Below are 22,277 nucleotides of genomic sequence, written 5' to 3'. Positions count from 1 at the left end.
GCGAAGAAGCACCACAAAGCCGCAGCGAAACCGGCTGTAGCGCAGAAAGCCCAGGCGGCGAAGAAGCACCACAAAGCGGCGCACCACGCAGCCAAACCGGCGGTACAACCGGCGGCATAACGGTCAGAGCGTTAAGGTGATAAACCGGCGCTGAATAGCGCCGGTTTTTTTTCAGGAGGACATCATGCTGCAACGTTATCGCTTCGAATTGCTGTTGGTTCTGCTCATCGTCTGCGCGCTGTTTACCCTTCGCTTGATGTTTAAATAGCGGGCTGCTGAACCCATTTACGCGCCGGCGGCGTATAGTCGCGAAAACCGGCGATAATCTCCTCTGCCGAGGCAGCAAACGGCAGCATCTCCGCGTAGCGCGGGTGCATAAACCCTTCCCGCACCATGTTATTGACCATCGCCTGCAGCGGATCGTAATACCCTTTAATATTCAGAAATGCGCACGGCTTTTCATGGATGCCCAGCTGCGCCCAGGTCCACTGTTCGAAAATTTCTTCCAGCGTCCCCGCTCCGCCCGGCAGAGCAATAAAGCCGTCGGCCAGCGCCGCCATTTTGGTTTTCCGTTCGTGCATATCCTCAACCACATGCAGCTCCGTCAACCCGCGATGGGCAATTTCCCGCTCCACCAGGCCGCGCGGCATCACGCCAATCACCACGCCCCCGGCCTCAAGCGCCGCATCGGCAACCGCCCCCATCAAGCCAACTTTGCCGCCGCCATAGACAACAGCCAGGCCCTGCTGCGCCAGCGTGTGGCCAACCCGTCGGGCAGTGTCGAGATACAGCGGATGTTCGCCAGCTGAAGAACCGCAGAAAATACCTATCGATTTCATCTTCGTTATTACTCCTCTCTTCTGGTGGGCGATAATTTAACACAACGGCAACCTTTGTGCGCAGGTTGAGACCCGCGGAGAAAAGAGAGGCGAGGCGCCTGCTGGCGAAGAAATATCCTTGTGGTTCAGTAAAATATCGCCGGAATGGGTAAAAGATCCGCAATCGCAAGCAATGTACAAGAAAAGTGACGTTTACCTCTTGCCACATCCCCTGCCTGCCGCTAATATGCGTCCCCGTTGTCACCACAACATTGCGTTCGTAGCTCAGTTGGTTAGAGCACCACCTTGACATGGTGGGGGTCGTTGGTTCGAGTCCAATCGAACGCACCATTATGCGTTTATAGCTCAGTTGGTTAGAGCACCACCTTGACATGGTGGGGGTCGTTGGTTCGAGTCCAATTAAACGCACCATAATGCGTCTGTAGCTCAGTTGGTTAGAGCACCACCTTGACATGGTGGGGGTCGATGGTTCGAGTCCATTCAGACGCACCAATCTTGTTTCTTATCATTCCCTCTCAACATTACCCTGCAGCATCTTGACCGGAAAACGCACGCCTTCTGCGCTTCCCGCCTGAACGTTATCGAACCCTGCCAACGACAAAGCTAAAGCCGATTATTCGCGACTCCGACTGGCCTGCGCCATCACCATGGCATCTTCCCCTGCCGGCAGCCGCGAAGGGGCATCAGGATCGTTCACCATTCGCCAGACGGCCTGAGCCACATCGACAGCCCGCGTCACGCTGGCGTTTTCCTGGATGCTGTCGAGGATCTGCTGGCCGAGCGCCGCATAGCTCTCCGGGAGCTGGCCCATCGTTCGACGCGCGTTTTCCCCGAAGCGGGTTTGGGGATCGCGTCCCGGCAGGATCACCCCGACGCGAATATTGAAGGGCCGCAGCTCCAGCGCCAGGGACGCCGTGAAGGCATTCACCGCCGCCTTACTCGCGGTATAGACCGCCAGCAGGGGCATCGGCTGTAGGGTGACCGCCGAGGTGATATTCACGATCGTCCCGCTACGGCGCGCTCTGAACCGGGGAAGTACCGCCTGGGTCATGGCGATAGTCCCAAGAGTATTGGTGGCAAACAGGTTCGCTATCGCCTCGCGCGACGCCCCCTCCAGGGCGTTGAGCATCCCCACTCCGGCGTTATTGACCAGAACGTCAATCTCTCCGGCCTCGGCAATCGCCTCGGCGATACTCTGCGCTGAGGTGACGTCAAGGCGCACCAGCCGCAGACGGTCGCTGGCTGGCAACAGATCCTCTCGCAGAACCCGCATCGTGGCGATAACCTTCCAGCCCTGTTCAAGAAAATAACGCGCCGTCTCCAGGCCAAAACCCGATGAACAGCCGGTGATCATAATCGTTTGCATCTCTCTGTCTCCGATTGGCTTCTTCCTTTTCATCATAGACAGCCCGCTCCGGACGATATAGGGTCAATAATCCATCATTCTTTAGCAGGAGTCCGGAAATGAGCGACCCGCTGGCGGAAATCATTGCGATGCTAAATCTCAGAGCGGTGCTGACCAAAACCATTGAGGGGACGGGAGAATGGCGCGTCATTCGCTCGGACCAGGGCATGTCGTTCTATGGCGTGGTGCTGGAAGGAGGCTGTCGGCTGGAAATAGACCAGTATCCGCCGCAGACCCTGCGCGCCGGGGATTTTATGCTGATCCCGGCGGCGTACCGCTTCGCGCTTACCAGCCTGACCCCGCCGCCTTCACCGGCGCTGGAGACCACCCCGGTGAAACTGGCGGAGGAACACTTTCGCCTGGGAGCCCTCGACCAGCCGGCGGAGATGCTGGCGCTGATTGGCCACTGCGCTGCCGATTCGGATAACGCCAGCCTGCTGACCTCGCTGCTGCCCGCCCTGGTGGTGGTTCGCGACCAGCCGCGGCTGGCCACCTTTGTCGGACTGCTGAAAGAGGAAGCCCAGGCGGATCGCGCAGGTAAATCTTTCGTTCTGGCGCGGATGGTTGAGCTGCTGTTTATCGAGGCCATCCGCTCCTGCGAAACACTCGCCACCCCAGGCCTGGTGCGCGGCCTGAGCGACCCGCGGATCGCCCAGGCAATCCGTCTGCTGCATGAGGCCCCCGCCAGACGCTGGACCGTCAACGCCCTGGCCGCCGACTGCGCGCTGTCTCGCTCGACGTTGTTTGAACGCTTTACCGGCCTGACCGGAATGACCCCGATGGGCTATCTGTTGAACTGGCGCATGACCCTGGCGATGCGGTGGCTGGGAGAGTCGGGCATCAGCATGGCGGATATCGCCGAGCGCCTCGGCTATGGCTCGGCCAGCGCGTTCAGCGTGGCTTTTACCCGCTATGCCGGGACATCGCCGGGCAAATATGCCCGCCAGCGGGCGGCGCAGCGTACGCCCGGGCCCGCCTTAAGCTAACCTGCCGCAATCGTCGTCTGCAGCCAGCGCTCAAACGCCTGCAGCGCAGGCTCCCCCTCGCCGCCGCCGGGTTTGATCAGGCAGAAGCGCTTGGCCAGCGTCGGGGAGCCCGGCCACGGGGCGACCAGCGTCCCGTTACGCAGCTCGCTCTCCACATACATCTTCGGCACCAGGGCCACGCCCTGCTGGCTGAGTACCGCAGCGATCGCCATCTCATGCAGATCATAGCGCGGCCCCTGCGCTGGGTTATCCAGCGCCAGACCACACTCCCGGGCATAGTGCAGCCAGGCATCCGGATTTTGCCGCCGATGAATGCGCGGCAGCCGGTTCAGCAGCCCCGGGAGATCGTTATCCGTCAGCAGCGCAGCATGACAGACCGGCAGCAGATACTCCGCAAACAAAAACGTCACATCCATTCCGGTCCACGCCGGGTGATCAAAATGGATAGCCGCATCAAATCCGCTGCCCGGCAGAATGAAGGGGTCGCTGCGAGCGGCGATATTGACCACGATATGCGGATGCTGCGCCGTGAACTGCCCGAGGCGGGGGATGAGCCAGCGGCTGGCGAAGGTGGGGAGCACGGCGATCTCCAGACTGCGGCCATCGGCCGGCATCCCGCTGACGTCGAGGGTTTCCCGCTCCAGCCTGCTGAGGATCTCGCGGACCTGTCTGGCATAGCGGGCGCCGGCCGGATTGAGCCGTACCCGGCTCCCGATTCTGTCGAATAGTTTGCTGTCGAGGAGCGCTTCCAGACGGGCGATCTGCCGGCTGATGGCCCCTTCCGTTAACGCGAGCTCCGCCGCCGCGCGGGCAAAGTTGCCGTGGCGGGCGGCGGCCTCAAAGGCCAGTAGCGCAGCGCTGCTGGGAATTTTACGACGCATAGCCAATGCTCCTTGTGCGGGCTGACTGAAAGTCAGTGACAGAATATCACTGAGTCTTGAATAAACATCGTTTTTCAGCGCCATTTTCGCCAGATAGGATGAAGTAAATTCACTGAAGCGCCTTATGCGCTGAATCATCTGTCTCTCGAGGTCACTATGCTCTATGTCGTCGAATGCGCCTACACCGACCCGCAAAGCGAAGCGGCGTGGAATACCTTTTACAATCTGGAAAAATTACCGGCGCTGGTCTCGGTGCCCGGTTTTCATGCCTCGCAGCGCTTCTGCGCGCTCAGCGAGGGGTGCCCTCGCTACCTGGCGCTACACGATATCCGCGATGCCGCCGTCATCGACAGCGACGCCTATCGCCGCAACGGCGGCGGTCATTTTGCCCGCTGGCAATCGGCGATCGCCGACTGGCATCGCCACCTCTATCTCACAACTAACGCGCTGCGGGAGGTTGCTCCGGACGAGGTGCTGCTGCTGAGCGATACCGCGGAAGCCCTGCCCGTCGCTGCGCCGGTCGTCCTGCAGCCCGGCGGTCTGGCCACCCGGCATACCCGCTATGCCGCCATCGTCCCGCGTGACGACCTGCATCCCCACGCCGCCACGGCCGCCGTCTTTGTCTATCAGCCCATTACCGCCCGGTTGCGTCACCCGGCGGAGCAAGCGTGAGGTCAACATGACACCAGCTCCCTTTTATTCCCTGACAGCAGGCGACCTGACGATAAGCGCCATCAGTGATGGCCAGATGACGGCGCCGCTGACGTTACTGGCGGGGATTGCCCCTGAAGAGGCGGCGCGTCTGCAGCGCCAGGCCGGGGTAATCTGGCCGGAGATCATTGAGATCGGCGCTTACCTTATCCGCGGACGCGGGCACACGGTGCTGGTGGATACCGGCACCGGCGGGGCCAACGGCGTCGGCGGCGCGCTTATCGCCAATCTGGCGCTGCTCGGCGTCCGCCCTGAGGACATTGACACCATCCTCCTCACCCACGCGCACCCGGACCATATCGGCGGCCTGCTGACCGCCGCCGGTACACCGGCTTATCCCAACGCCAGGGTGTTCCTGCCCTCGCGGGAAAGCGCTTACTGGCTGGCGCCGTCGACACTGGACAACGCCAGCGAGCGTGGACAACGCAACGTGCTGCTCGTCCGGCGCGTAATGGCGATCTGCGCGACGCAAATTCGTGCTATCGATGAAAATGAGCGGATCGCCGGGATCCGACCATGTCCCCTGCCCGGCCATACGCCGGGGCATACCGGATATCGCCTCGAGGCGGGCGGAACGTCGCTGCTGATCTGGGGGGATATCGTCCACTTTCCCTCGATCCAGAGCGCCCGGCCAGAGGCATCGGTGGCCTTTGACGTCGATCCTGACCAGGCGCGGCGTACACGGGAAAGTCTCCTGCGCCAGGCCGCCAGCGAGCGGTGGCTCGTCGGCGGTATGCATCTTGGCCTGCCGGGCTTCGCCAGCGTGGAGAATACCGCCTCAGGCTACTGCCTGCGCCCGGTGTGACCTTCACGCAGAACACCGATCACAGCAAAACCCCGGTCGTGGCATTAACGCGACCGGGGCGTGGTGTCCGGGGAAGTGGATTAGCCGTTAACCGCGGCGCTTCCAGCCTTTTTTACTTTTGCAGCTGGCGGTGGTGGCGACCCAGGGGTGACGCAGCTGGGTCAACTGAAGATCCTGAGAGGCCGGGCTGGCGGCCCAGCGTTTGTTGCACAGAGGCTTACGAGTTGCAATGACCATAAAAACGCTCCTGAAAAGTAATGAACAGTTCCCTGGGTAATTCCATAAGTTCAGAATCAGCTTATCATCACTTAAACGTTGTTATTTCAATCTTTGTTTTGCTATGTAAATGGTGATTGCCACCTGAAAGGCATAAAATTGATCTAGATCAAGGTAAATGCAATTTTTTGTTTCCACCACCTATATTTTCAACCGTTTAACTTCGCGCACCGCTTGATTAAGACTTTTCCTATACCACATAATCCAACAGAAGTGAGCGATTTTATCAGATTTTTATTCTAGTTATGTATGCGAATGTGGTTAATTGTTTTGATTATTCTAGCTCATAAAATTCACTTGGTCAGACCGCCGCAGGCGGGTACTCTGCACCGGCAATACGGGGATTTGTCAGGGAGTGGTGGATGACTACAGGCTATAAACTACTTGGCTATAAGTTAGCGGATAATATTTTCTACTGCCTGCATCATCGGGAAATTATCGCGTTACGTGGGACGCGAACGCAAGTTCAGCTGCGCAGCACCATGGCGTGTTTACTGGAATATTTGCTGGCGCATGGCAGAGAACGTCTGGTCAGTGATGAAGAGTTAATGATTAACGTCTGGGAGAAAAATAATCTCCGTCCGTCCGCGCAGCGATTATGGCAGGTCATTCAGACCTTAAAATCTCGCTTAAACCAGGCGGGGGTCGAAAGCGTGTTAATTATCCGCGTTAAGTGCGCAGGGTATTATATTAATCCTGCTTGTGTAGCCGAAATTTATTCCTTCAAACCGCCGGGCATGATGAATTATATAAACACCTCGCCTGCTGATATGAATAAACTTCTGGTTCGCAGCTAATCTCCTTCCCGCGCCGTTTAGATCGCTTGTAACAGGGTTTATTCTTTGAATATTTTAATTCACAGCAATAATATTTATTTTAATATCGGCCTCGCCCAGTGTTTCAGAGATATTCAGGAAACCTTGCCCGGTCTGAACATTATTCATTCACTGCCGCTCAGCCATCTGCCCGATCCGGCCGGGCTGGATGTGATTATTTTAGCGCTGGAAAACTATCACGATTATCAGGCCGCTGCTGAATTAGCCCAGCGCTATCCCGGCCTGGTGGTCGGATTTACCTCCGCCAACAACGTCAAACGCGGACGCGCCTTTTACGCGGATACCCTCCTGTGGGTCAGCCAGCGGGAAAGCGTTCAGGAGATCCGCCGCCTTCTGCTCCGTCTGGCAGATCGCAGCCGCCCTTTTGCGCCGCGCCATCAGCGTCAGAGTCGCTCCTCCCGGCTGCGAGCCCCACTCAATGACCTGGAGATGCAGATGATCCGTGGCGTGGTCGGCGGACAGTCGACTAATCAGATGGCAGACACGCTGGGCGTCAATCGCAAGCGGGTTTACAACGGACTGGAGCGGATCAAAAGTAATTTTCGCCTCGTCAGCCATACCCATTTTCATCATTTTATGACCGCGGAGGCCACGTTTAGCCGCCTCTGCGCCGATCTGAGTTGCTATAGACCAGGGCTACGGCCAGCCCGGCAACGACGTGCTGCATCGCGACCGGCCGAAAATCATTCATATTATTTGAATGAGTTTCGCAAATTGTTTTGATTTTAACCGCCAGGCTTTGCGCGTATTCTTTATCACATCAGGGCGACAAACCCTATATCAGACACCAGATTAAGGAATATGACCATGAAATCCATCAAAACTTTCGTTGCTGTTGCTGCACTGTCGCTGTTCTCTTCCGTCAGCTTCGCCCAGAGCGTCAGCGCCACCGCTTCCACCCTGGACCGTGCAGAAGCCAAAATCGCCGCCCAGGCCGCTGAGCAGGGTGCGTCCTATAAAATCACCAGCGCCCAGTTTAATAATCGCGTTCATATGACGGCTGAGCTGAGCAAATAATCTCTTCCCTCTTTCGCGATTAAAAAAGCGCCGTCAAAAACGGCGCTTTTTTTTCGCCTCTTTCTCCGGGCAGTGATTTCCTGACCGGCGCGCTATGGCGTTCAGCCGATGACGGGCCAATACTTAGCGCATCCCCCGGAAAAGAGAGCCCCATGATGAAAGCCTGGATCGTCAACAAACCCGGTTCGCTGGATAATCTGCAGCTTGTCGATCTTGCCGACCCCGGCGCGCCGGCGGCAGGCGAGATCCGCGTAGCGCTACACGCCACCTCCCTGAACTATCACGATTTGCTGGTAGCGACGGGGGTGATTCCCACTGCCGATCGGCGGATCCTGATGGCGGTCATCGCGGGGCCGATATTATCCTGGAGCTCGGCGGACCGGGCTCCCTGGGCCAGTCTTTCGAGGCCGTCAGTGTTGGCGGACACATCGCGCTGATCGGCGTCCTGACTGGCTTCGAAGGTCATGTGCCCACCCATCTGCTGATGAGTAAACAGGCCCGACTGCAGGGGCTGGTGGTGGGTCATCGCCGGCAACAGCAGGACTACGTCAACGCGCTGAACCTGCAGGCGTCGCGGCCGGTCATCGATAAAGTGTTTGATTTTGCGGCCTTACCAGACGCCTTCCGCTATCTGCAAAGCGGCGCCCATTTCGGCAAAATTTGCGTGGAGTGGTAGTGGTGAGGAGATGAGATGAACAGGGCCTCCATGCCCTGGGAACGGCTTTATTCGAAAAAGACGTCCGGATTTTCCGACAGCGAAACAAAGGATTTGGTGTTTTTATCCAGCGCCTGAATCTCGCCGCTTTCAATGTCATAGAACCAGCCGTGCAGGCGCAGGGTCTGGTCGCGCAGACCGACCGCCACCGACGGGTGGGTTTTGATGTTGTTCAACTGAGCGATGACGTTTTCCTGCACCATGCCGTTGACCTTATCGGTTTCGCTGGCCCAGGTTTTCTTTTCCACCACCGCTTTCGCAGCATCAGCGTAGCGCAGCCAGTGAGACACCGCCGGCATCGGCTCCAGGCACTGGCAGGTGGCGATCGCTTTCATCGCCCCGCAGTTAGAGTGGCCGCAGATTACGATATCCGTCACACCCAGCGCAACCACGGCATACTCAATGGTCGCGGATACACCGCCCGGCTCCGGCCCGAAAGACGGCACGATATTCCCGGCATTACGAATAACAAAGAGCTGTCCCGGCTCCTGCTGGGTAACCAGTTCCGGCACCAGACGGCTGTCAGAGCAGGAGATGAAAAGCGCTTTGGGATTCTGGCTGGAGGCCAGGCTGCGGAAGAGCTCTTTACGCTGGGGGAAGATCTCTTTCTGGAAGTTGAGGAAGCCCTCAATGATATGTTGCATAGCAGTGTCTCTTCTCTGTAGTTATTACGGTATGACAAAGATCACAGTTATTCAGTTTACCATCGCTGACAGGAATGGGAATCGTTATTCAAACAGTTGCGCAGAAAACGCGCGCCGCGGATGCCCGTTCAGCCTCGCCTTTTCCACAGGGTTTTCACGTGCTTTCCTGAGCCAGTTTGTTACTCTGTTTGCTCGTACCGTCCCCACGTAGCCGACCGCCTGCCGGCGGCGGACATACCAGGAGTTGCTATGTTCTTATCCAGCCTGATGGCCCTTGCCGCGGTGCTGATCATGGGGGTGATCAGTCCCGGCCCGAGCTTTATTTTTGTCGCGCGCAATGCGGTCGCCCGCTCGCGCCTGCACGGTCTGGTGACCGCCCTGGGCACCGGCGCCGGCGCCGCCATTTTTTCTATTATGGCGATGCTGGGCCTGCAGAAGGTGCTCACCGCGGTGCCGGAGCTGTTTATTGGCTTGAAAGTAGCGGGCGGGCTCTACCTGCTATGGTTGGGCTATAAGATTTTCCGCGGTTCGGCGCAGCCGATGGATTTTTCCGCCAGCGGCATGGACGGCAACCGTTCGTTGCTGAAGACTTTCCGCGACGGGCTGTATACTCAGTTGAGCAATCCCAAAACCGCGCTGGTGTTTGCCTCGATTTTTACCGCCGTGCTGCCGGCGCAGATCCCCACCGCCTTCTATTACATCGTGCCGCTGATGAGTTTCCTGATTGACGTCAGTTGGTATTCGCTGGTGGCGCTGGTGCTCTCCGCTGATCGTCCGCGTCGGGTCTACCTGCGGCTGAAGCGGCGAATCGATATCGCCACCGCGACGGTGCTGGGGGCGCTGGGACTGCGGCTTATCACCACCTCCCTCACCCGCTAGCGGCTACACGGTATGGATGCGAATATCGTGTTGCTGAAAGGCAACGCGATATTCGCGACTGATGTTCTCCTCCACCACCAGCACATCGATATCGCTGCTCGCGGCCACCACGAATCGCGCCACCGCCGGAATTTTATCCGAGGTCAGGCCGATGATAATTTCGCTGCACTGCTTAATCACCGCTTTCTTAAACTCGCAGTCGGCATAGTCAAAGCCGGTCAGGCCCGACTCTGGCGCCATGGCGCAGCCGCCGATAAACCCCTGGTCAAATAACATCCCCTGCACCTGAGCCACCGCCGCGGCCCCAACGCAGCCCCCGCTCGCCCGCTGCACCTGGCCGCCGAGCATCACCACCTCGTAGAGCGGCTTTTTCACCAGTACCGCGGCGATCTCCGGAGAGTTCGTTACCACCGTCAGCGCCAGCTCGGCGGGCAGCGCCTCGGCCATCGCCAGATTGGTGGTGCCGGTATCAATGAAAAGGATGCCGCCGGGTTTCACCAGCCGGGCGCACTGCTGCGCGATCCTGAGTTTTGTTGCTCGGTTTTTATCTTTCCGTTCACTGTAATCTCCCGCTTCCGGCAGGCTCAACACCGCCCCGCCGTAGACTTTTTTACAGACGCCTTCGCGGCTAAGCTCATGCAGATCGCGGCGGATGGTGTGCTCAGACACCTGAAGACGCGCCGCCAGCTCCGCACACACCACCCTGCCGTTTTCCTGCAGGATCTGGCAAATCAGCGCTTGTCGCTGTTGAGGAAAAGCAGCATAATCGAGCAAAGAAACTCCTTAAATCATCATAAACGAGCAACAGCAAGCATGATCGTCTGCCCTGCCGTGATTGTCAATGTTCCTGCCCGGAGGTTTACCATGAAAATTGCCCATTTCGCCCTGTGGACCCAACGGCTTGAGGCTCAGGCCCGCTTCTGGGTCGAGTTCTTTGCCGCCAGCATCAATGAAAAATACCTCAGCCAGACCAATCCCGGCTTTGCCTCCTATTTTGTCACCATCGACGACGAGGTGGTGATCGAGCTGATGACCAAGCCTGGCCTGCAGCAGGCCAGCGCCGATAATAACCATACCGGCTGGGCGCACCTGGCCCTCTCGGTGGGCGGCGCAGAACAGGTCGATGCCCTTGCCCAGCGCGCCGGCGCGGCGGGAATACTGGTTTCACCGGCGCGCACCACCGGCGACGGCTATTATGAGGCGGTGATCGCCGATCCCGATGGCAACCTGATTGAAATCGTCGCATAGTCAGCAGACCGCCAGCCATAAGGAGGCATCCATGGCACATTACCGGATCATCGACACCGCGGCCTGGCCCCGCCGGGACCATTTCACCTTTTACCGACAATTTGCCAACCCCAGCTTTAATCTCTGCGTTCCGATAGAGGCGCAGCGCCTGTACGAATGTGCGAAGGACCGTCGGGTCTCGTTTTTTCAGCTCGCGCTCTATGCCCTGCTGCGCGCGGCTAACGGGGTACCGCAGCTCCGACAGCGCATGCGCAATGGCGAGGTGATTGAATATGACAGTCTGGCGGTCATGACGCCGGTGATGACCGTCGAGGAGGGCTTCCGCCAGGTATGGTGCGACAACGCTCCCGAGTTCACCACCTTCAGCGCCGCGGCAACGCCAAAGATCGTCGCGGCAAGAGAGACATCGCCTGCGCCGCTCATCGTCGATGGCGAACATTTTATCTGCGCCAGCTGTCTGCCGTGGCTCCACTTCACCTCGATGACCCATGCGGAATACGCGGTGGGCGCCGCGGTTCCGGCGCTCACCTGGGGGAAACTGCAGAACGGCGTGATCCCGGTGGCCGGGCGATTTAACCATGCCTTCGTCGACGGTCTCCACGCCAGCCGCTTTTATGCCCTCATCGAAGAGGGGTTTCGCGACCCCGAGCGGCTCTGGCAGCCGCTAGCCGCAACCGCCCCCTCACTGCTTCCCCCTGCGGCGAAGGAGCGTTAACGTCTGCCCGGAACCGACCGTCACGGTGCCTTACGCCGTACACGGCGGTCGGTACGGGTCCACTCTCATCGTTCTCGCCCATCCGGCGAATACCGCGCAGGTGTGACGCCTGTTCAGAACCTCGCGATGGAAAGGCTGGGTCGCGGATAGCATGCTGGCCCACCCTCATCGGACAGCGGAAACCACTGCTTCATAGCCATAGAATGGGATTATATTGCCGAACCTTTGCTAAGGATAATTGGTTATAAATCATAGCGTTTCAGTGTTAGACAGGGCGAAGTGCGCCTCTTATCTTTCGTCATGAATTGTAAATCACCACGCAATCACTTGATGAGGTAGCACTTTTGTCCAGATTACAACAAGGATTAAAAACCAGAAAAACCCGCTTTGCCCTGGCGCTAAAAGTGGCCCTGCTCGGCGGCGTGGTAGCATTTTCTTCTGCCGTCTTTGCTGAGGGTCTCCTGAAAGAAGGCATCACCCCGGCCGCCGACGCCAGTCAGATCCCGGCCAGCGCTAAGCTGCGCAAGGACACGGTAGTGGCCGGGATCTCCGAGCCGCAGGGGATCTTCAACCCCTACTTTTTCGTCAACGGCTGGGATGAAAACGTCACTAACGTCATTTTTTCACGCCTGATCGACTGGGACAGCCAGGGCAAGCTGGTCCCGGGGCTGGCGGAGAGCTGGACGGTCAGCCCGGACAATAAAGTCTATACCATCAAATTGCGCCCTGGCCTGACCTTCAGCGACGGTTCACCGCTGACGGCGGAAGATGTCGCCTTTACCCTGACGGTCCTGCTCGACCCCAAATATGATGGCGATACCGACATCACTCTGGCCAATATCGCCGGCGGCGCAGAATACAAAGCCGGCAAGGCTGACCGCGTCAGCGGCCTGAAGGTCATCGACCCGCTCACCCTGCAGGTAACCACCACCCAGCCAGGCGCCACCACGCTGGCCAAAATTGGCGGGCCGGTGTTGTCGAAAGCCTGGTACGGCAAAGGATATCAGCGGGGAAATCTCGACTATCTGCGCTCACTGCACGGCAAGCCGCTGGGCAACGGCCCTTACGTGTACGATACCTATATTCCCGGTCAGGAAATTCGCTTCCATGCCAATAGCCACTTTTACCGTGGGACGCCGCCAACGCCGCGCTTTATCTATCGCGTAACCAATCCGTCGACCAACTTCCAGCTGTTCCAGACCGGGGAGACCGACTACGACGCCTTTACCTCACGTCCTGACGATATCGAACAGCTGAAGATGCTCGGCTTCGCCAACATTAACCTTTACGGCTCCAGCGACTACAGCCAGGTGGAATTCAACGTTCATCGCCCGGCGCTGCAGGATAAGCGGGTGCGCCAGGCGCTGATTTACGGCCTGGACCGGCAAAAGCTGATCGACGTGGTCTATCAGGGATACGGCAAAGTCGCCATCGAGCCGATCGCCCCTATCTCCTGGGCCTTTAACGCAGAAGGCGTCAATCCTTACCCTTACGATCCGGCGCAGGCGAAAAAGCTGCTGGATGAGGCCGGCTGGAAAGCTGGCGCCGACGGTATCCGCGTCAAAGAGGGCCAGCGTCTGGAGCTGACCCTGCTGGTGAGCAAGAAGGTGCTCAACGATGCGTTGATCCCCATCGCCAAAGAGAACTGGCGGCAGATCGGCGTGCTGCTTAAGCCGCAGGTGGTGGATTTCAACGCCCTGATGGCGCAGCGCAAAGCCGGAAATTACGATCTGGCCTCGTTCAGCACCAGCACCCTCAACGACCCGCATGATGGGGTATGGGATTTTTACAGCAGCGAAGCGAAAGCGTCCGGCTACCACAACGCGGAGGTCGATAAGCTGATTAACGCCGGCAACGCGGTGCTCGACATCGAACAGCGCAAGCCGATCTATCACCAGCTGTACAAAGTGCTGGCCGACGATCCACCGGTGATCCTGCTCGGCTATCGCAACATTCTTTCCGCCAGCAGCGCCCGCGTCACCGGCTTTAAACCGGATATCTACAACGGCCTGACCGGCAGCCTGCCGGATGTGAAAATCGTCAAGTAAATCCCCTGGCCGCCGGGTTAACCGGCGGCTGATGCGAGATCGTCATGAAAAATTTCATCCTGAGGCGCCTGCTGCAAACGCTGCCGATGCTGCTGCTGGCCTCGTTCATTATTTTTATGCTGTTTGCCAAAACCCCCGGCGACTTTATCGATGGCAATATCACCCTGACCGCCGCCCGCGCCGCGGAGCTGAAGGCGATCTATGGCCTCGACCAGCCGCTGTTCACCCGCTATCTCCACTGGCTGGGACAGCTGCTGCGCGGCGATTTAGGCTTTTCGCTGCAGTATCAGATCCCGGTCAGCCAGCTGCTCAACCAGTACATCTGGAACTCTTTTCTGCTGGCCAGCGTCGCGCTGGTCTTTTACTGGGGCATTGGCCTGGCGGTCGGCGTGATGTCAGCCCTGCGACCCGGCTCCTGGTTTGATCATCTGGTGAGCGTCGCGGTGTTTGCCGCCATGTCGTTCCCCACCTTTTTCCTCTGCCTGCTGCTGATTAAATGGTTTGCCGTCGATCTCCACTGGCTGCCGGTAGGCGGGATGACCAATACCGGCAGCGACGAGAGCGGCTGGCAGTATGTGCTGCAGGTGGCGGCCCACCTGGCGCTGCCGGTGCTGGCGCTGGTGATGCTGCAGGCGGGCAGCCTGACGCGCTATGTGCGCGCCAGTATGCTCGACGTGGTGAAAATGGATTTTATCCGTACCGCCCGCGCCAAGGGGTTGCAGGAGCGCACGGTGATCCTCAAACATGCGCTGCGCAACGCCCTGCTGCCGATCATCACCCTGCTGGGCTTCGAGCTGCCGGGGCTGTTCTCCGGGGCGATCATTACCGAAAAGGTATTCAACTGGCCGGGGGCGGGCCACATCCATATCGACTCGCTGGCCGCCCGCGACTATCCGGTGCTGATGGGGTTCACCCTGTTTCTGGCGGTGCTGACGATCGTCGGTAATTTGCTCGCCGACGTGCTGTACGCCTGGGCCGATCCGCGTATTCGGGTGAGGTCATGATGATTCTGTCTTACTTTGCTACCCGTCGTCGCCAGCGGCAGGCGGCTATCCCGGCGCTGGCGCACATTACCCCCTCTCCCTGGCGCCAGGGGTGGCGACAGCTGCGCCGTAACCGGCTGGCCATGTTCTGCCTGTTCCTGCTGGCGGTCATGGCGGTGTGGTGCGCGCTGGGGCCCGTCTGGTCGCCGTGGAAAGAGGATGCCACCGACGCCCTGAGCATCAACCACCCGCCCGGTGCCGAACACTGGCTGGGGACCGATTTCCTCGGTCGTGATGTTTACACCCGCCTGCTGCTGGCCGGGCGCATCTCGCTGATTATCGGTCTGCTGACCATGGTGATGTCGGTGTTCCTGGGCTATCTGCTCGGCGCCCTCTCGGGGTATGTCGGCGGGTTAACCGACAGAGTGATCATGCGCGTGGCCGACCTGGTGATGACCATCCCCGGATTGCCGCTGTTGATCGTCGCCGGGGCGATGCTTTCCGAGCTCGATTTTTCTCCGGACTCGCGCATCTATATGGTGGTGGTGATGCTCAGCCTGCTGGAGTGGCCCCGACTGGCGCGGCTGGTGCGCGGACAATGTCTCTCCCTGCGCGAACGCGATTTTATGCTGGCCACCCAGGTGCTGGGCCTGTCGGCGCGTCGCCGGCTGTTTGGCCACCTGCTGCCGAATACCATTCCGATTCTGGTGGTGATGGCGACCATGGCTGTCGCCAACGCCATCCTCAGCGAATCCGCGCTGAGCTATCTCGGCCTCGGCGTGGTGCCGCCGACGCCGTCGTGGGGCAATATGATGGACGCCGCCAATAGCCTGATCGATTTCCAGCGCCGTCCCTGGCTGTGGATGCCGCCAGGGATCGCCATCTTTATCACCGTGATCGCCATTAACGTGCTGGGCGATGGCCTGCGCGACGCCATGGATCCCAATATGAAACCGAGGCTGAAATGAGCATACCGTTAGTCTCCTTTAATCATCTCTCCGTCTCTTTCGCTGGCGAACGCCATCGCGTGCGCGCGGTGCAGGACGTCTCTTTCATGATTCAGGCCGGGCAAACCGTTGGCGTGGTGGGCGAGTCCGGCTGCGGCAAAAGCGTCACCGCGATGGCGCTGATGGGCCTCCTGCCGCCGCAGGCCGCGCGCATCGACGGCGGCGAGATCCGTTTCGCGGACCGCGATCTGCTGCGGCTAAAAGCCAGACAGATGGCCGACCTGCGCGGCCACCAGCTGGCAATGATCTTTCAGGAACCGATGTCGGCCCTGAACCCGGTGTTGACCATCGGAGAGCAGCTGTGCGAACCAGCGATCCGCCACCTCGGCGCCTCGCCGAAAGCCGCCTGGCAGCAGGCTACCCGGCTGCTCAACGAGGTCGGCCTGGCGCGGGGCGACAGCCTGATGGTCAGCTATCCCCACCAGCTTTCCGGCGGCATGCTGCAGCGGGTGATGATCGCCATGGCGCTGAGCTGTCAGCCCAAACTGCTGATTGCCGACGAACCCACCACCGCGCTCGACGTGACCGTGCAGGCGCAGATCCTGCGCCTGCTGCGGGACCGGGCGCGGGCCAGCCAGATGGCGATGATGCTGATTACCCACGACCTGGGAGTGATCGCGCAGATGGCCGAACAAGTAGTGGTGATGTATGCCGGACGGATTGTGGAACAGGGCGCCACCGCGGAGGTGTTACGCCATCCGCAGCACCCTTACACGCGTGGGCTCATCGCCTCCCGCCCGGTGCCGGGCGAGCGGCGTCGGCGGCTGTACTCGATTCCCGGCCAGGTGCCGGACCTGGCCGCCCTGCCGACGGGCTGCGCCTTTGCCGGGCGCTGCGAGCGGGCGACACCGCACTGCCGGGAGGCGATTCCGCCGCTGCTCGGCGAGCGCCAGCGGGCCGCCTGCTTTTACAGTGAATTTGCGGAGGCGACAGCATGAGCGAACGCTTTGTTATTGAAGTGGATGGATTGAAAAAATATTTTCCGCTGCGCGACGGCCTGTTTGGCCAACAGACCGGCGTGCTTCGCGCGGTGGACGGCGTCAGCTTTAACATCCGTCCGGGCACCATTTTTGGCCTGGTGGGTGAGTCCGGCAGCGGGAAAACCACCGTCGGCCGAACCCTGCTTGGCCTGTACGAGAAGAGCGCCGGCAGCGTGAAATTTCACGGTCAGGAGCTGGCCGACTTGACCGCGCCAGCCCTGCGCGCCATTCGGCCGAGGATGCAGCTGGTATTTCAGGATCCCTACAGCTCGCTGAACCCGCGGCTGCGTATTGGCGAGGCGATAGGCGAAGCTATGCTGCAGCACAAGCTTTGCGCCCGCGATGAGCTGTATGACCGGGTGATCGACGTGATGAAGATCTGCGGCCTGGCGCCGGAACACTACGCCCGCTTCCCGCATCAGTTTTCCGGCGGCCAGCGCCAGCGGATCGGTATTGCCCGGGCGTTGATCCTCAACCCGGATTTTATCGTCGCCGATGAGCCCATCTCGGCCCTCGATGTGTCCATTCAGGCGCAGATCATCAATTTGTTTTCCGACCTGCGCGACGACCGCGGCGTCACGTTTCTGTTTATCTCCCACGACCTCGGGGTGGTGGAGCATCTATGTGACGATGTGGCGGTGATGTATCTCGGGCAACTGGTGGAAAGCGCCAGCCGCGATGCGCTGTTCAGCCGCCCCCTCCACCCCTACACCCGCGCGCTTCTGGCCGCGGTGCCGACCCTCGACCCGCACAGCGAACCGCAGGAGCTGGTGCAAGGCGAGATCCCGGATCCGGTCAATCCTCCCGCCGGCTGCCGTTTTTCATCTCGTTGCCCGCAGGTCGGCGAGCGGTGCCGCAGAGAAGCGCCGGCGCTGCGCGAGGTGGCCCCTGGCCATCGGGTCGCCTGCCATTGGATCGCGTCCTGAGCGCGGTCGGCCGGGTTATTTATTTCTAAACAACCGGCAGATTGTGCGCAGCGGCGCCAGGATTTACTATCCGCTCCGTCTTGTGAGACGCGTTATGAATGAAGCGTAATATTTTTATTCATTTTTGCCCGATGGCTTCGGGCATTTTTTTGCGACACGCCGGGAGCGATCCTGCCGGCGACACATTTAGCGGGGCGCGGTCACCCGTCTGTCAAAACGCAGCAATGGAACTGCTCGTCCGCGCCCCGCTATCCTTTTGTGACCTTCCCGTGAAAACCCGGCAAAAAATAAGACTATATGAGATTGCCTGGGGCATAGCTTTATCTTATTTTTTATGCGTGTACTCCACATTAAGGAATCAAAATCATGCTTAAGCGTCGCACTATTAAAACAGCACTGGCGGCGGTTATTTCTCTCGCCGTCATGGCGGCTCCGGCCTATGCCAACCCGGGTAACGGCAATGGCAATGGCGGCGGCGGTGGTAATCACGGGAACAGTGGTAACCATGGCAATAGCGGCAATCATGGTAACAGCGGTAACAGCGGCGACCATGGCAATAAAGGACAAAATAAAGGTCAGTCCAATGACGATCATGGCAACCGCAAAAACTACGGCAAGCCCGACCACGTCGACAGCGATATTAGCTTCTCGCGGGCGCGCTCCCTTGCTGTGAACTACGGTCTGGTCGGCTATCAGGCGCTGCCTCCGGGTATCGCCAAAAATGTCGCCCGCGGCAAACCGTTACCTCCGGGTATCGCGAAAAAGACCCTGCCCGCTTCTATGATTAACGACCTGCCCTATTATCCGGGCTATGAATGGCGCGCGGTCGGCGATGACCTGGTGCTGGTCGCCCTGAGCACCGCCATCGTTACCGCCGTGATTAACGGTGTGTTTGACTAAATCACCTGCTGATTAAAAAGCCTCGCCCCGTCGAGGCTTTTTTGTGCCTGGCGCGGGAGAGTGACAACTCGCAGGCATCATCGCTAAGATAATGGCTCAACCAACCCGGGACCGACAATGGACAAAGACACCGTAGTGACGCTGTTGAAATACAAGCGCTGGATTGACCTTGCCACCTTGCAGGCGATCCGCGCGATAGACGGTACAGTACATGGCGAAAAGCGTCACCTGACCCTCAGGCTAATGAACCATATCCATGTCGTTGACATGATTTTCCGGGCGAATCTGCGCGGCAAGACGCACGGTTACACCGCGCTGAATACCCCCGGGACGCCAACCGTTGATGAGCTGGAAACGGCCATGACCGCCTGTACGGACGAATACATTCAGTACGTCAGCGCCATGACGCCCGCCGATTTCCACGAACGTATCGCCTTCAAATTTGTCGACGGCGGCGACGGCAATATGACCGCGATGGAGATGCTGAATCACATGCTCTTTCACGGCGCCTATCACCGCGGCGCGGTAGGCTGGATGATTGGCGAATGCGGCGGCGTGCCGCCGAAAGAGGTGCTGACCGTTTTCCTGCGCGACCATCATTCCTGAGCAAGCTGTCAGCCGTGGATCGCGCGGATGATCAGCAACAGTTCTGCCTGATTACGGGTGTGGGTTTTCCGGTACAGGGCGCTGAGGTGGGTTCTGATGGTGGCGATAGATACGCCCAGATGTAAGGCGCACTCATCCGGCGTCATGCCCCGCACCAGCAGCTCCGCCACTGCGTTCTCGGCAGGCTTGACGTTAAACAGCTCCATCACGGCGCTGCCGGTGAGAAACGGCTCGGGAATAATCACGCAGGCCACCCCGGCAAGGCGGGCCGCCGGGATCACCAGGATCGGTTTCGGCTGGCGCCCGGCTGTATAGCACAGCCCTGCCCTTGGCGGCTCTGCCGTTCGGGTGGCCTGCTCGATAGCCCGTTTCAGTTTTTTGCTGTCGGTATCAAGGCACAGTGTATCACCCCCGCTGTACCAGGAGAGGCGAGCGTTGGCGCGCAGGTAGCGTTCGGCATGCGCGCTGGCGTAGAGAATGTTACCGCCATGATCCACCAGCCATACCGGGTAGATCCCGTTGTCCATCACCGCGCTCTGGTATTTTATGGTGTCCCGCAGCTGTTCAAACCGGGCGTGTAGCTGGCAGGCGGTTTTTAGCGCCGGGATCAAGCGCCTGAACAGCTCAAACTGCGCCGGCTGCGGATAAGCTGCCGTATTGGCCGTCATCAGTGACAGATAGGTGGCATAGCCATTGAGGGTGCACAGCTTGACGCTGGTAAGATTATTCAGATCGTTGGGGTGATGAAACTCATTGTAATAGACGCTGCCGGCAATAAACTTATCGCCTAAATACTCGCGGTCCCGGTACATCTGCCCGACCGGTAACGCGGTCAGTATTTTTTCGGCGGGATCGATGGCCAGAAACACGTCGCGATAGGCGGTGAAAACCTTCTCCTCCAGCAGGAGTGAATCGGTCAGCAGGTGCGCGTTGCCTTTATCGTAGAACAGAAATGCCGCGTACTGATGGCCGGTGAGGAACGCCAGTTTCTGCAGCGCCGATTTCCACAAATCAGGATCCAGGGTGGCCATCAGCACCGTTTCAAGGATCTCGATGTAAATCAGTTCCGGATCGCTCGCCATACCGCCACCTGTGAGTCACTGTTTCCGCTGCCGGAGCGGCGCATGTGGCCGCCCTAATCAGCATAGTTCCGCCAGAGAAACAATGACAGTCCCGGTTCGCTGAGCAGACCGGAAAAGGTGATTGCCGGGAGCGTGACGCCAGTGCACCGTCATGGGGGTTCAGGATCCGCTGTGGCGGGTCTGGATAGCGCCCCCCTTGCGGCATAGCGTCCGCCAGACCATCAGGGCGCACAGCAGGGTGACGACCGCCAGCCCGCTAAACAGTACCGTATAAGCAGTGTCATAGCTCTCGCGCAGCGCCCGAAGGGAAAAGTCAGGCAAAAGCGCAGCCGCCTGCGGCACATTACCAGCCCCCAGCCAGCCTGCGGCGCGGTGAATCACCTCGGGCGCATACCCATGAACGCGACTCTGCAGAGTCAGGTTATTGCTTGCCGTTAATACCGCGGTGACGACCGCCAGGGCGATCCCCTCGCCGGCAACGCGAACGGTGTTGAACAGGCCTGCCGCCATACCGGCTTTGGCGACCGGCACTGCGGATATCGCCAGGCCATCCATCAATCCCCAGGGAAGCGCCGCCCCCGCCCCGCACAGGATCAGCGCCAGCACCAGCTGCGGGAGGTGGTGGCTGTGAAAAGCATCGCCCAGCAACAGCAACCCGACGGAGGCAATCATCAGCCCCCCCGTGGCCACCTGCCCCGGTGAAAACCAGCGGGTGAGCAGGGCCGCAACGGATGGGAAAATCAGCATCGGCGCGGTCAGCGCCATCAGATACAGCGCGCTCTGCGACTCACTCATCCCCTCTCCGCCCATAAAATGCAGTGGAACAATAATCAGCAGGACAACGTAGCAACAGCAGGTGGCGACAGGCAGCAACAGTACGCCGACAAAACGCGGATGGCGCAGCAGGGCGAGTTCCAGCACCGGGTTGTTCACTCTTCGGCAGCGCATGGCAAACGCAACGAACAGCCCCCCCGATACGATGAACAAGGCCAGCGTGGTCAGCGATAAAAAACCGCGGGCCGGAATGACCATCAGCGAGGCAGTGAACAGCATCAGGGCCAGCGTAAACAGGGTTAAGCCGAGATTGTCGGGTGTCCGCGGCTCGCTTTTTTCTGCCGCGGGCAGATACGCCAGACCGATAAGCAGAACCATCGCCGAGAGCAGCGCAAACAGGGCGTATACGCCGCGCCAGCCCACCGCGTCGGTCATGAAGCCGATCAGCAGCGGACCGAACGCCAGGCCGGCGCCGAACACCGTGCCCAGGATGCTGAATGCCCGCGTCCGCTGAGCGCCGTCATACAACTGGGCCAGCGCCGCACTGCCGCTGGCTAAAATCATCGCCGCGGCCAGACCTTGCAGAGCCCTCAGCGCGCCTGACAGGAAGAGATCGTCCGTCAGGCAAAACAGCAGACTGCTCAGGCAAAACAGCGCGGCGCCGGCGAGAAAGATGCGTTTTCTGTCAATGGCATCCGCCGTCACGCCAGCGGCCAGCAAAAAGCTGCCGAAGGTCAGCATAAAGCCATTGGTCAGCCACGACAGCGCAGCGGGAGAGCCGCCCAGCGACTGCTGTATCGCCGGGGTGGTCATGACGCCGCCGGTAAAACTTAACGGCAGCAGCATGGCCGCCATAAAGACAGAAAGCGCGGCCAGGGCGCTGGCGGATCGGGAATGTGTTCTGGCGGTGAGTAACATCAGGCGGCCCTCATCAGTCGGCAAGGAAGGAAGGAATGAACTGCCGCCATCCTATTGCGGATGTTAATGCCGATAAATAGACTGAAAATATCTTCT

Annotated in this window: 27 protein-coding genes, 3 tRNA genes and 1 pseudogene; 22 read left to right on the top strand and 9 right to left on the bottom strand. The window is 59.5% G+C overall.

The genetic code is table 11. The annotated features are described in order from the left end of the window. Positions 1 to 120: hypothetical protein (locus K5R89_RS27595; protein WP_254242851.1), on the top strand; the 120-nt coding region annotated here is incomplete at its 5' end. A 140-nt stretch (positions 121 to 260) separates the two neighbouring features. On the opposite strand, the gene K5R89_RS23060 is transcribed toward K5R89_RS27595, so the two are convergent. Beyond that, on the bottom strand, positions 261 to 839 hold the full coding sequence (locus tag K5R89_RS23060; RefSeq protein ID WP_049013570.1) for a TIGR00730 family Rossman fold protein: 579 nt from the start codon (positions 837 to 839) through the stop codon (positions 261 to 263). A gap of 253 nt (positions 840 to 1,092) precedes the next feature. Here K5R89_RS23060 and K5R89_RS23055 point away from each other — a divergent pair. The 3 genes from K5R89_RS23055 (at position 1,093) to K5R89_RS23045 (ending at position 1,331) form a co-directional block, all read left to right on the top strand. After that, positions 1,093 to 1,169 (top strand) — tRNA-Val (locus tag K5R89_RS23055). Positions 1,170 to 1,173: 4 nt separating this feature from the next. Further along, positions 1,174 to 1,250 (top strand) — tRNA-Val (locus K5R89_RS23050). 4 nt (positions 1,251 to 1,254) lie between these two features. Beyond that, a tRNA-Val gene (locus K5R89_RS23045) sits at positions 1,255 to 1,331 on the top strand. A 121-nt stretch (positions 1,332 to 1,452) separates the two neighbouring features. Here K5R89_RS23045 and K5R89_RS23040 read toward each other — a convergent pair. After that, on the bottom strand, positions 1,453 to 2,205 hold the full coding sequence (locus tag K5R89_RS23040) for an SDR family oxidoreductase (RefSeq protein ID WP_087827059.1): 753 nt from the start codon (positions 2,203 to 2,205) through the stop codon (positions 1,453 to 1,455). A 98-nt stretch (positions 2,206 to 2,303) separates the two neighbouring features. Between K5R89_RS23040 and K5R89_RS23035 the strand changes: the two genes are divergently transcribed. Beyond that, positions 2,304 to 3,230, top strand: coding sequence for an AraC family transcriptional regulator (locus K5R89_RS23035; RefSeq protein WP_087827060.1), 927 nt, complete (start codon positions 2,304 to 2,306; stop codon positions 3,228 to 3,230). On the opposite strand, the gene K5R89_RS23030 is transcribed toward K5R89_RS23035, so the two are convergent. Further along, complete coding sequence (locus K5R89_RS23030) at positions 3,227 to 4,111, bottom strand: LysR substrate-binding domain-containing protein (RefSeq protein WP_023289958.1); 885 nt, start codon at positions 4,109 to 4,111, stop codon at positions 3,227 to 3,229. The genes K5R89_RS23035 and K5R89_RS23030 overlap by 4 nt on opposite strands. Positions 4,112 to 4,267: 156 nt before the next feature. Here K5R89_RS23030 and K5R89_RS23025 point away from each other — a divergent pair, with 156 nt between their 5' ends. Both K5R89_RS23025 and K5R89_RS23020 read left to right on the top strand, forming a co-directional pair. Continuing rightward, a complete protein-coding gene (locus K5R89_RS23025) occupies positions 4,268 to 4,783 on the top strand; it encodes a hypothetical protein (protein WP_048297654.1) in 516 nt (171 codons plus the stop codon). Positions 4,784 to 4,790: 7 nt separating this feature from the next. Further along, complete coding sequence (locus tag K5R89_RS23020) at positions 4,791 to 5,627, top strand: MBL fold metallo-hydrolase (protein WP_217259576.1); 837 nt, start codon at positions 4,791 to 4,793, stop codon at positions 5,625 to 5,627. A gap of 87 nt (positions 5,628 to 5,714) precedes the next feature. Here the strand turns inward: K5R89_RS23020 and K5R89_RS23015 are convergent, their stop codons facing one another. After that, entirely contained in the window at positions 5,715 to 5,864 is a 150-nt protein-coding gene (locus K5R89_RS23015) for a hypothetical protein (protein ID WP_023289961.1), read from the bottom strand. 401 nt (positions 5,865 to 6,265) lie between these two features. Between K5R89_RS23015 and K5R89_RS23010 the strand changes: the two genes are divergently transcribed. The 5 genes from K5R89_RS23010 (at position 6,266) to K5R89_RS27585 (ending at position 8,432) form a co-directional block, all read left to right on the top strand. Next, positions 6,266 to 6,700, top strand: a complete 435-nt coding sequence (locus K5R89_RS23010) for a winged helix-turn-helix domain-containing protein (protein ID WP_023289962.1) — start codon at positions 6,266 to 6,268, stop codon at positions 6,698 to 6,700. Between the two features lie 45 nt (positions 6,701 to 6,745). Beyond that, entirely contained in the window at positions 6,746 to 7,462 is a 717-nt protein-coding gene (locus K5R89_RS23005; RefSeq protein ID WP_065812553.1) for a hypothetical protein, read from the top strand. A gap of 84 nt (positions 7,463 to 7,546) precedes the next feature. Continuing rightward, a complete protein-coding gene (locus K5R89_RS23000; protein ID WP_004202908.1) occupies positions 7,547 to 7,756 on the top strand; it encodes a YdgH/BhsA/McbA-like domain containing protein in 210 nt (69 codons plus the stop codon). 152 nt (positions 7,757 to 7,908) lie between these two features. Beyond that, the gene (locus K5R89_RS27590) at positions 7,909 to 8,193 is read left to right on the top strand and encodes a hypothetical protein (RefSeq protein WP_227523318.1); all 285 of its coding nucleotides are present in this window, start codon (positions 7,909 to 7,911) and stop codon (positions 8,191 to 8,193) included. Beyond that, a complete protein-coding gene (locus K5R89_RS27585) occupies positions 8,115 to 8,432 on the top strand; it encodes a zinc-binding dehydrogenase (RefSeq protein WP_227523319.1) in 318 nt (105 codons plus the stop codon). Before K5R89_RS27590 ends, K5R89_RS27585 begins: the two co-directional genes overlap by 79 nt. A 47-nt stretch (positions 8,433 to 8,479) precedes the next feature. Here K5R89_RS27585 and K5R89_RS22990 read toward each other — a convergent pair whose 3' ends face one another. Continuing rightward, entirely contained in the window at positions 8,480 to 9,115 is a 636-nt protein-coding gene (locus tag K5R89_RS22990; protein WP_023289965.1) for a carbonic anhydrase, read from the bottom strand. Positions 9,116 to 9,364: 249 nt separating this feature from the next. On the opposite strand from K5R89_RS22990, the gene K5R89_RS22985 reads away from it, so the two are divergent. Beyond that, positions 9,365 to 9,994 (top strand): LysE family translocator, encoded by a 630-nt coding sequence (locus K5R89_RS22985; RefSeq protein ID WP_048297657.1) that lies wholly within the window; start codon positions 9,365 to 9,367, stop codon positions 9,992 to 9,994. A 3-nt stretch (positions 9,995 to 9,997) separates the two neighbouring features. On the opposite strand, the gene K5R89_RS22980 is transcribed toward K5R89_RS22985, so the two are convergent. Beyond that, positions 9,998 to 10,768 (bottom strand): DeoR/GlpR family DNA-binding transcription regulator, encoded by a 771-nt coding sequence (locus K5R89_RS22980; RefSeq protein ID WP_032453133.1) that lies wholly within the window; start codon positions 10,766 to 10,768, stop codon positions 9,998 to 10,000. A gap of 90 nt (positions 10,769 to 10,858) precedes the next feature. Here K5R89_RS22980 and K5R89_RS22975 point away from each other — a divergent pair, with 90 nt between their 5' ends. From K5R89_RS22975 to K5R89_RS22935, 9 genes are all read left to right on the top strand, one after another. After that, a complete protein-coding gene (locus K5R89_RS22975) occupies positions 10,859 to 11,242 on the top strand; it encodes a VOC family protein (protein WP_087827062.1) in 384 nt (127 codons plus the stop codon). A 31-nt stretch (positions 11,243 to 11,273) separates the two neighbouring features. Next, on the top strand, positions 11,274 to 11,957 hold the full coding sequence (locus K5R89_RS22970) for a CatA-like O-acetyltransferase, family 1 (protein ID WP_065881485.1): 684 nt from the start codon (positions 11,274 to 11,276) through the stop codon (positions 11,955 to 11,957). 344 nt (positions 11,958 to 12,301) lie between these two features. Continuing rightward, positions 12,302 to 14,005, top strand: coding sequence for an ABC transporter substrate-binding protein (locus K5R89_RS22965; protein ID WP_065881484.1), 1,704 nt, complete (start codon positions 12,302 to 12,304; stop codon positions 14,003 to 14,005). 44 nt (positions 14,006 to 14,049) lie between these two features. Further along, entirely contained in the window at positions 14,050 to 15,009 is a 960-nt protein-coding gene (locus K5R89_RS22960; protein ID WP_087827063.1) for an ABC transporter permease, read from the top strand. Further along, complete coding sequence (gene opp4C, locus K5R89_RS22955) at positions 15,006 to 15,956, top strand: oligopeptide ABC transporter permease (protein WP_074442557.1); 951 nt, start codon at positions 15,006 to 15,008, stop codon at positions 15,954 to 15,956. Before K5R89_RS22960 ends, opp4C begins: the two co-directional genes overlap by 4 nt. Continuing rightward, a complete protein-coding gene (locus tag K5R89_RS22950) occupies positions 15,953 to 16,933 on the top strand; it encodes an ABC transporter ATP-binding protein (protein ID WP_087827064.1) in 981 nt (326 codons plus the stop codon). Before opp4C ends, K5R89_RS22950 begins: the two co-directional genes overlap by 4 nt. Next, positions 16,930 to 17,901: an ABC transporter ATP-binding protein gene (locus K5R89_RS22945; protein WP_087827065.1), complete on the top strand. Its 972-nt coding sequence runs from the start codon at positions 16,930 to 16,932 to the stop codon at positions 17,899 to 17,901. Before K5R89_RS22950 ends, K5R89_RS22945 begins: the two co-directional genes overlap by 4 nt. A 366-nt stretch (positions 17,902 to 18,267) precedes the next feature. Further along, a complete protein-coding gene (locus tag K5R89_RS22940; protein ID WP_023289974.1) occupies positions 18,268 to 18,801 on the top strand; it encodes an anti-virulence regulator CigR family protein in 534 nt (177 codons plus the stop codon). A gap of 117 nt (positions 18,802 to 18,918) precedes the next feature. Next, positions 18,919 to 19,407 carry a DinB family protein gene (locus K5R89_RS22935; protein WP_032453143.1) on the top strand — a complete coding sequence of 163 codons (489 nt, stop codon included), beginning with the start codon at positions 18,919 to 18,921 and terminating at the stop codon, positions 19,405 to 19,407. Positions 19,408 to 19,415: 8 nt separating this feature from the next. On the opposite strand, the gene K5R89_RS27580 is transcribed toward K5R89_RS22935, so the two are convergent. The 3 genes and pseudogenes from K5R89_RS27580 to K5R89_RS22925 all read right to left on the bottom strand — a co-directional run bounded on the left by K5R89_RS27580 (position 19,416) and on the right by K5R89_RS22925 (position 22,181). Next, entirely contained in the window at positions 19,416 to 19,553 is a 138-nt protein-coding gene (locus tag K5R89_RS27580) for a hypothetical protein (protein WP_229583961.1), read from the bottom strand. An 822-nt stretch (positions 19,554 to 20,375) separates the two neighbouring features. Next, positions 20,376 to 20,489, bottom strand: a pseudogene (locus K5R89_RS27575) (LuxR family transcriptional regulator); the annotation flags it as partial. Positions 20,490 to 20,648: 159 nt separating this feature from the next. Further along, the gene (locus tag K5R89_RS22925) at positions 20,649 to 22,181 is read right to left on the bottom strand and encodes an MFS transporter (RefSeq protein ID WP_217259577.1); all 1,533 of its coding nucleotides are present in this window, start codon (positions 22,179 to 22,181) and stop codon (positions 20,649 to 20,651) included. Between the last annotated feature and the right edge of the window lie 96 nt (positions 22,182 to 22,277).

Origin of the sequence: Klebsiella sp. TF21-TM, assembly GCF_019753495.1 — a bacterium.
In the GTDB taxonomy this organism is placed as follows: domain Bacteria; phylum Pseudomonadota; class Gammaproteobacteria; order Enterobacterales; family Enterobacteriaceae; genus Klebsiella; species Klebsiella quasipneumoniae.
This window is presented reverse-complemented; position numbering and strand designations above follow the sequence as displayed.

What these genes read in the sequence shown, in the direction of transcription:
- K5R89_RS23060 (WP_049013570.1), bottom strand. Translation starts at nt 839, where the DNA reads ATGAAATCGATAGGTATTTTCTGCGGTTCTTCAGCTGGCGAACATCCG.
- K5R89_RS23040 (WP_087827059.1), bottom strand. Translation starts at nt 2,205, where the DNA reads ATGCAAACGATTATGATCACCGGCTGTTCATCGGGTTTTGGCCTGGAG.
- K5R89_RS23035 (WP_087827060.1), top strand. Translation starts at nt 2,304, where the DNA reads ATGAGCGACCCGCTGGCGGAAATCATTGCGATGCTAAATCTCAGAGCG.
- K5R89_RS23030 (WP_023289958.1), bottom strand. Translation starts at nt 4,111, where the DNA reads ATGCGTCGTAAAATTCCCAGCAGCGCTGCGCTACTGGCCTTTGAGGCC.
- K5R89_RS23025 (WP_048297654.1), top strand. Translation starts at nt 4,268, where the DNA reads ATGCTCTATGTCGTCGAATGCGCCTACACCGACCCGCAAAGCGAAGCG.
- K5R89_RS23020 (WP_217259576.1), top strand. Translation starts at nt 4,791, where the DNA reads ATGACACCAGCTCCCTTTTATTCCCTGACAGCAGGCGACCTGACGATA.
- K5R89_RS23015 (WP_023289961.1), bottom strand. Translation starts at nt 5,864, where the DNA reads ATGGTCATTGCAACTCGTAAGCCTCTGTGCAACAAACGCTGGGCCGCC.
- K5R89_RS23010 (WP_023289962.1), top strand. Translation starts at nt 6,266, where the DNA reads ATGACTACAGGCTATAAACTACTTGGCTATAAGTTAGCGGATAATATT.
- K5R89_RS23000 (WP_004202908.1), top strand. Translation starts at nt 7,547, where the DNA reads ATGAAATCCATCAAAACTTTCGTTGCTGTTGCTGCACTGTCGCTGTTC.
- K5R89_RS27590 (WP_227523318.1), top strand. Translation starts at nt 7,909, where the DNA reads ATGATGAAAGCCTGGATCGTCAACAAACCCGGTTCGCTGGATAATCTG.
- K5R89_RS22990 (WP_023289965.1), bottom strand. Translation starts at nt 9,115, where the DNA reads ATGCAACATATCATTGAGGGCTTCCTCAACTTCCAGAAAGAGATCTTC.
- K5R89_RS22985 (WP_048297657.1), top strand. Translation starts at nt 9,365, where the DNA reads ATGTTCTTATCCAGCCTGATGGCCCTTGCCGCGGTGCTGATCATGGGG.
- K5R89_RS22975 (WP_087827062.1), top strand. Translation starts at nt 10,859, where the DNA reads ATGAAAATTGCCCATTTCGCCCTGTGGACCCAACGGCTTGAGGCTCAG.
- K5R89_RS22970 (WP_065881485.1), top strand. Translation starts at nt 11,274, where the DNA reads ATGGCACATTACCGGATCATCGACACCGCGGCCTGGCCCCGCCGGGAC.
- K5R89_RS22960 (WP_087827063.1), top strand. Translation starts at nt 14,050, where the DNA reads ATGAAAAATTTCATCCTGAGGCGCCTGCTGCAAACGCTGCCGATGCTG.
- opp4C (WP_074442557.1), top strand. Translation starts at nt 15,006, where the DNA reads ATGATGATTCTGTCTTACTTTGCTACCCGTCGTCGCCAGCGGCAGGCG.
- K5R89_RS22950 (WP_087827064.1), top strand. Translation starts at nt 15,953, where the DNA reads ATGAGCATACCGTTAGTCTCCTTTAATCATCTCTCCGTCTCTTTCGCT.
- K5R89_RS22945 (WP_087827065.1), top strand. Translation starts at nt 16,930, where the DNA reads ATGAGCGAACGCTTTGTTATTGAAGTGGATGGATTGAAAAAATATTTT.
- K5R89_RS22940 (WP_023289974.1), top strand. Translation starts at nt 18,268, where the DNA reads ATGCTTAAGCGTCGCACTATTAAAACAGCACTGGCGGCGGTTATTTCT.
- K5R89_RS22935 (WP_032453143.1), top strand. Translation starts at nt 18,919, where the DNA reads ATGGACAAAGACACCGTAGTGACGCTGTTGAAATACAAGCGCTGGATT.
- K5R89_RS27580 (WP_229583961.1), bottom strand. Translation starts at nt 19,553, where the DNA reads ATGACGCCGGATGAGTGCGCCTTACATCTGGGCGTATCTATCGCCACC.
- K5R89_RS22925 (WP_217259577.1), bottom strand. Translation starts at nt 22,181, where the DNA reads ATGTTACTCACCGCCAGAACACATTCCCGATCCGCCAGCGCCCTGGCC.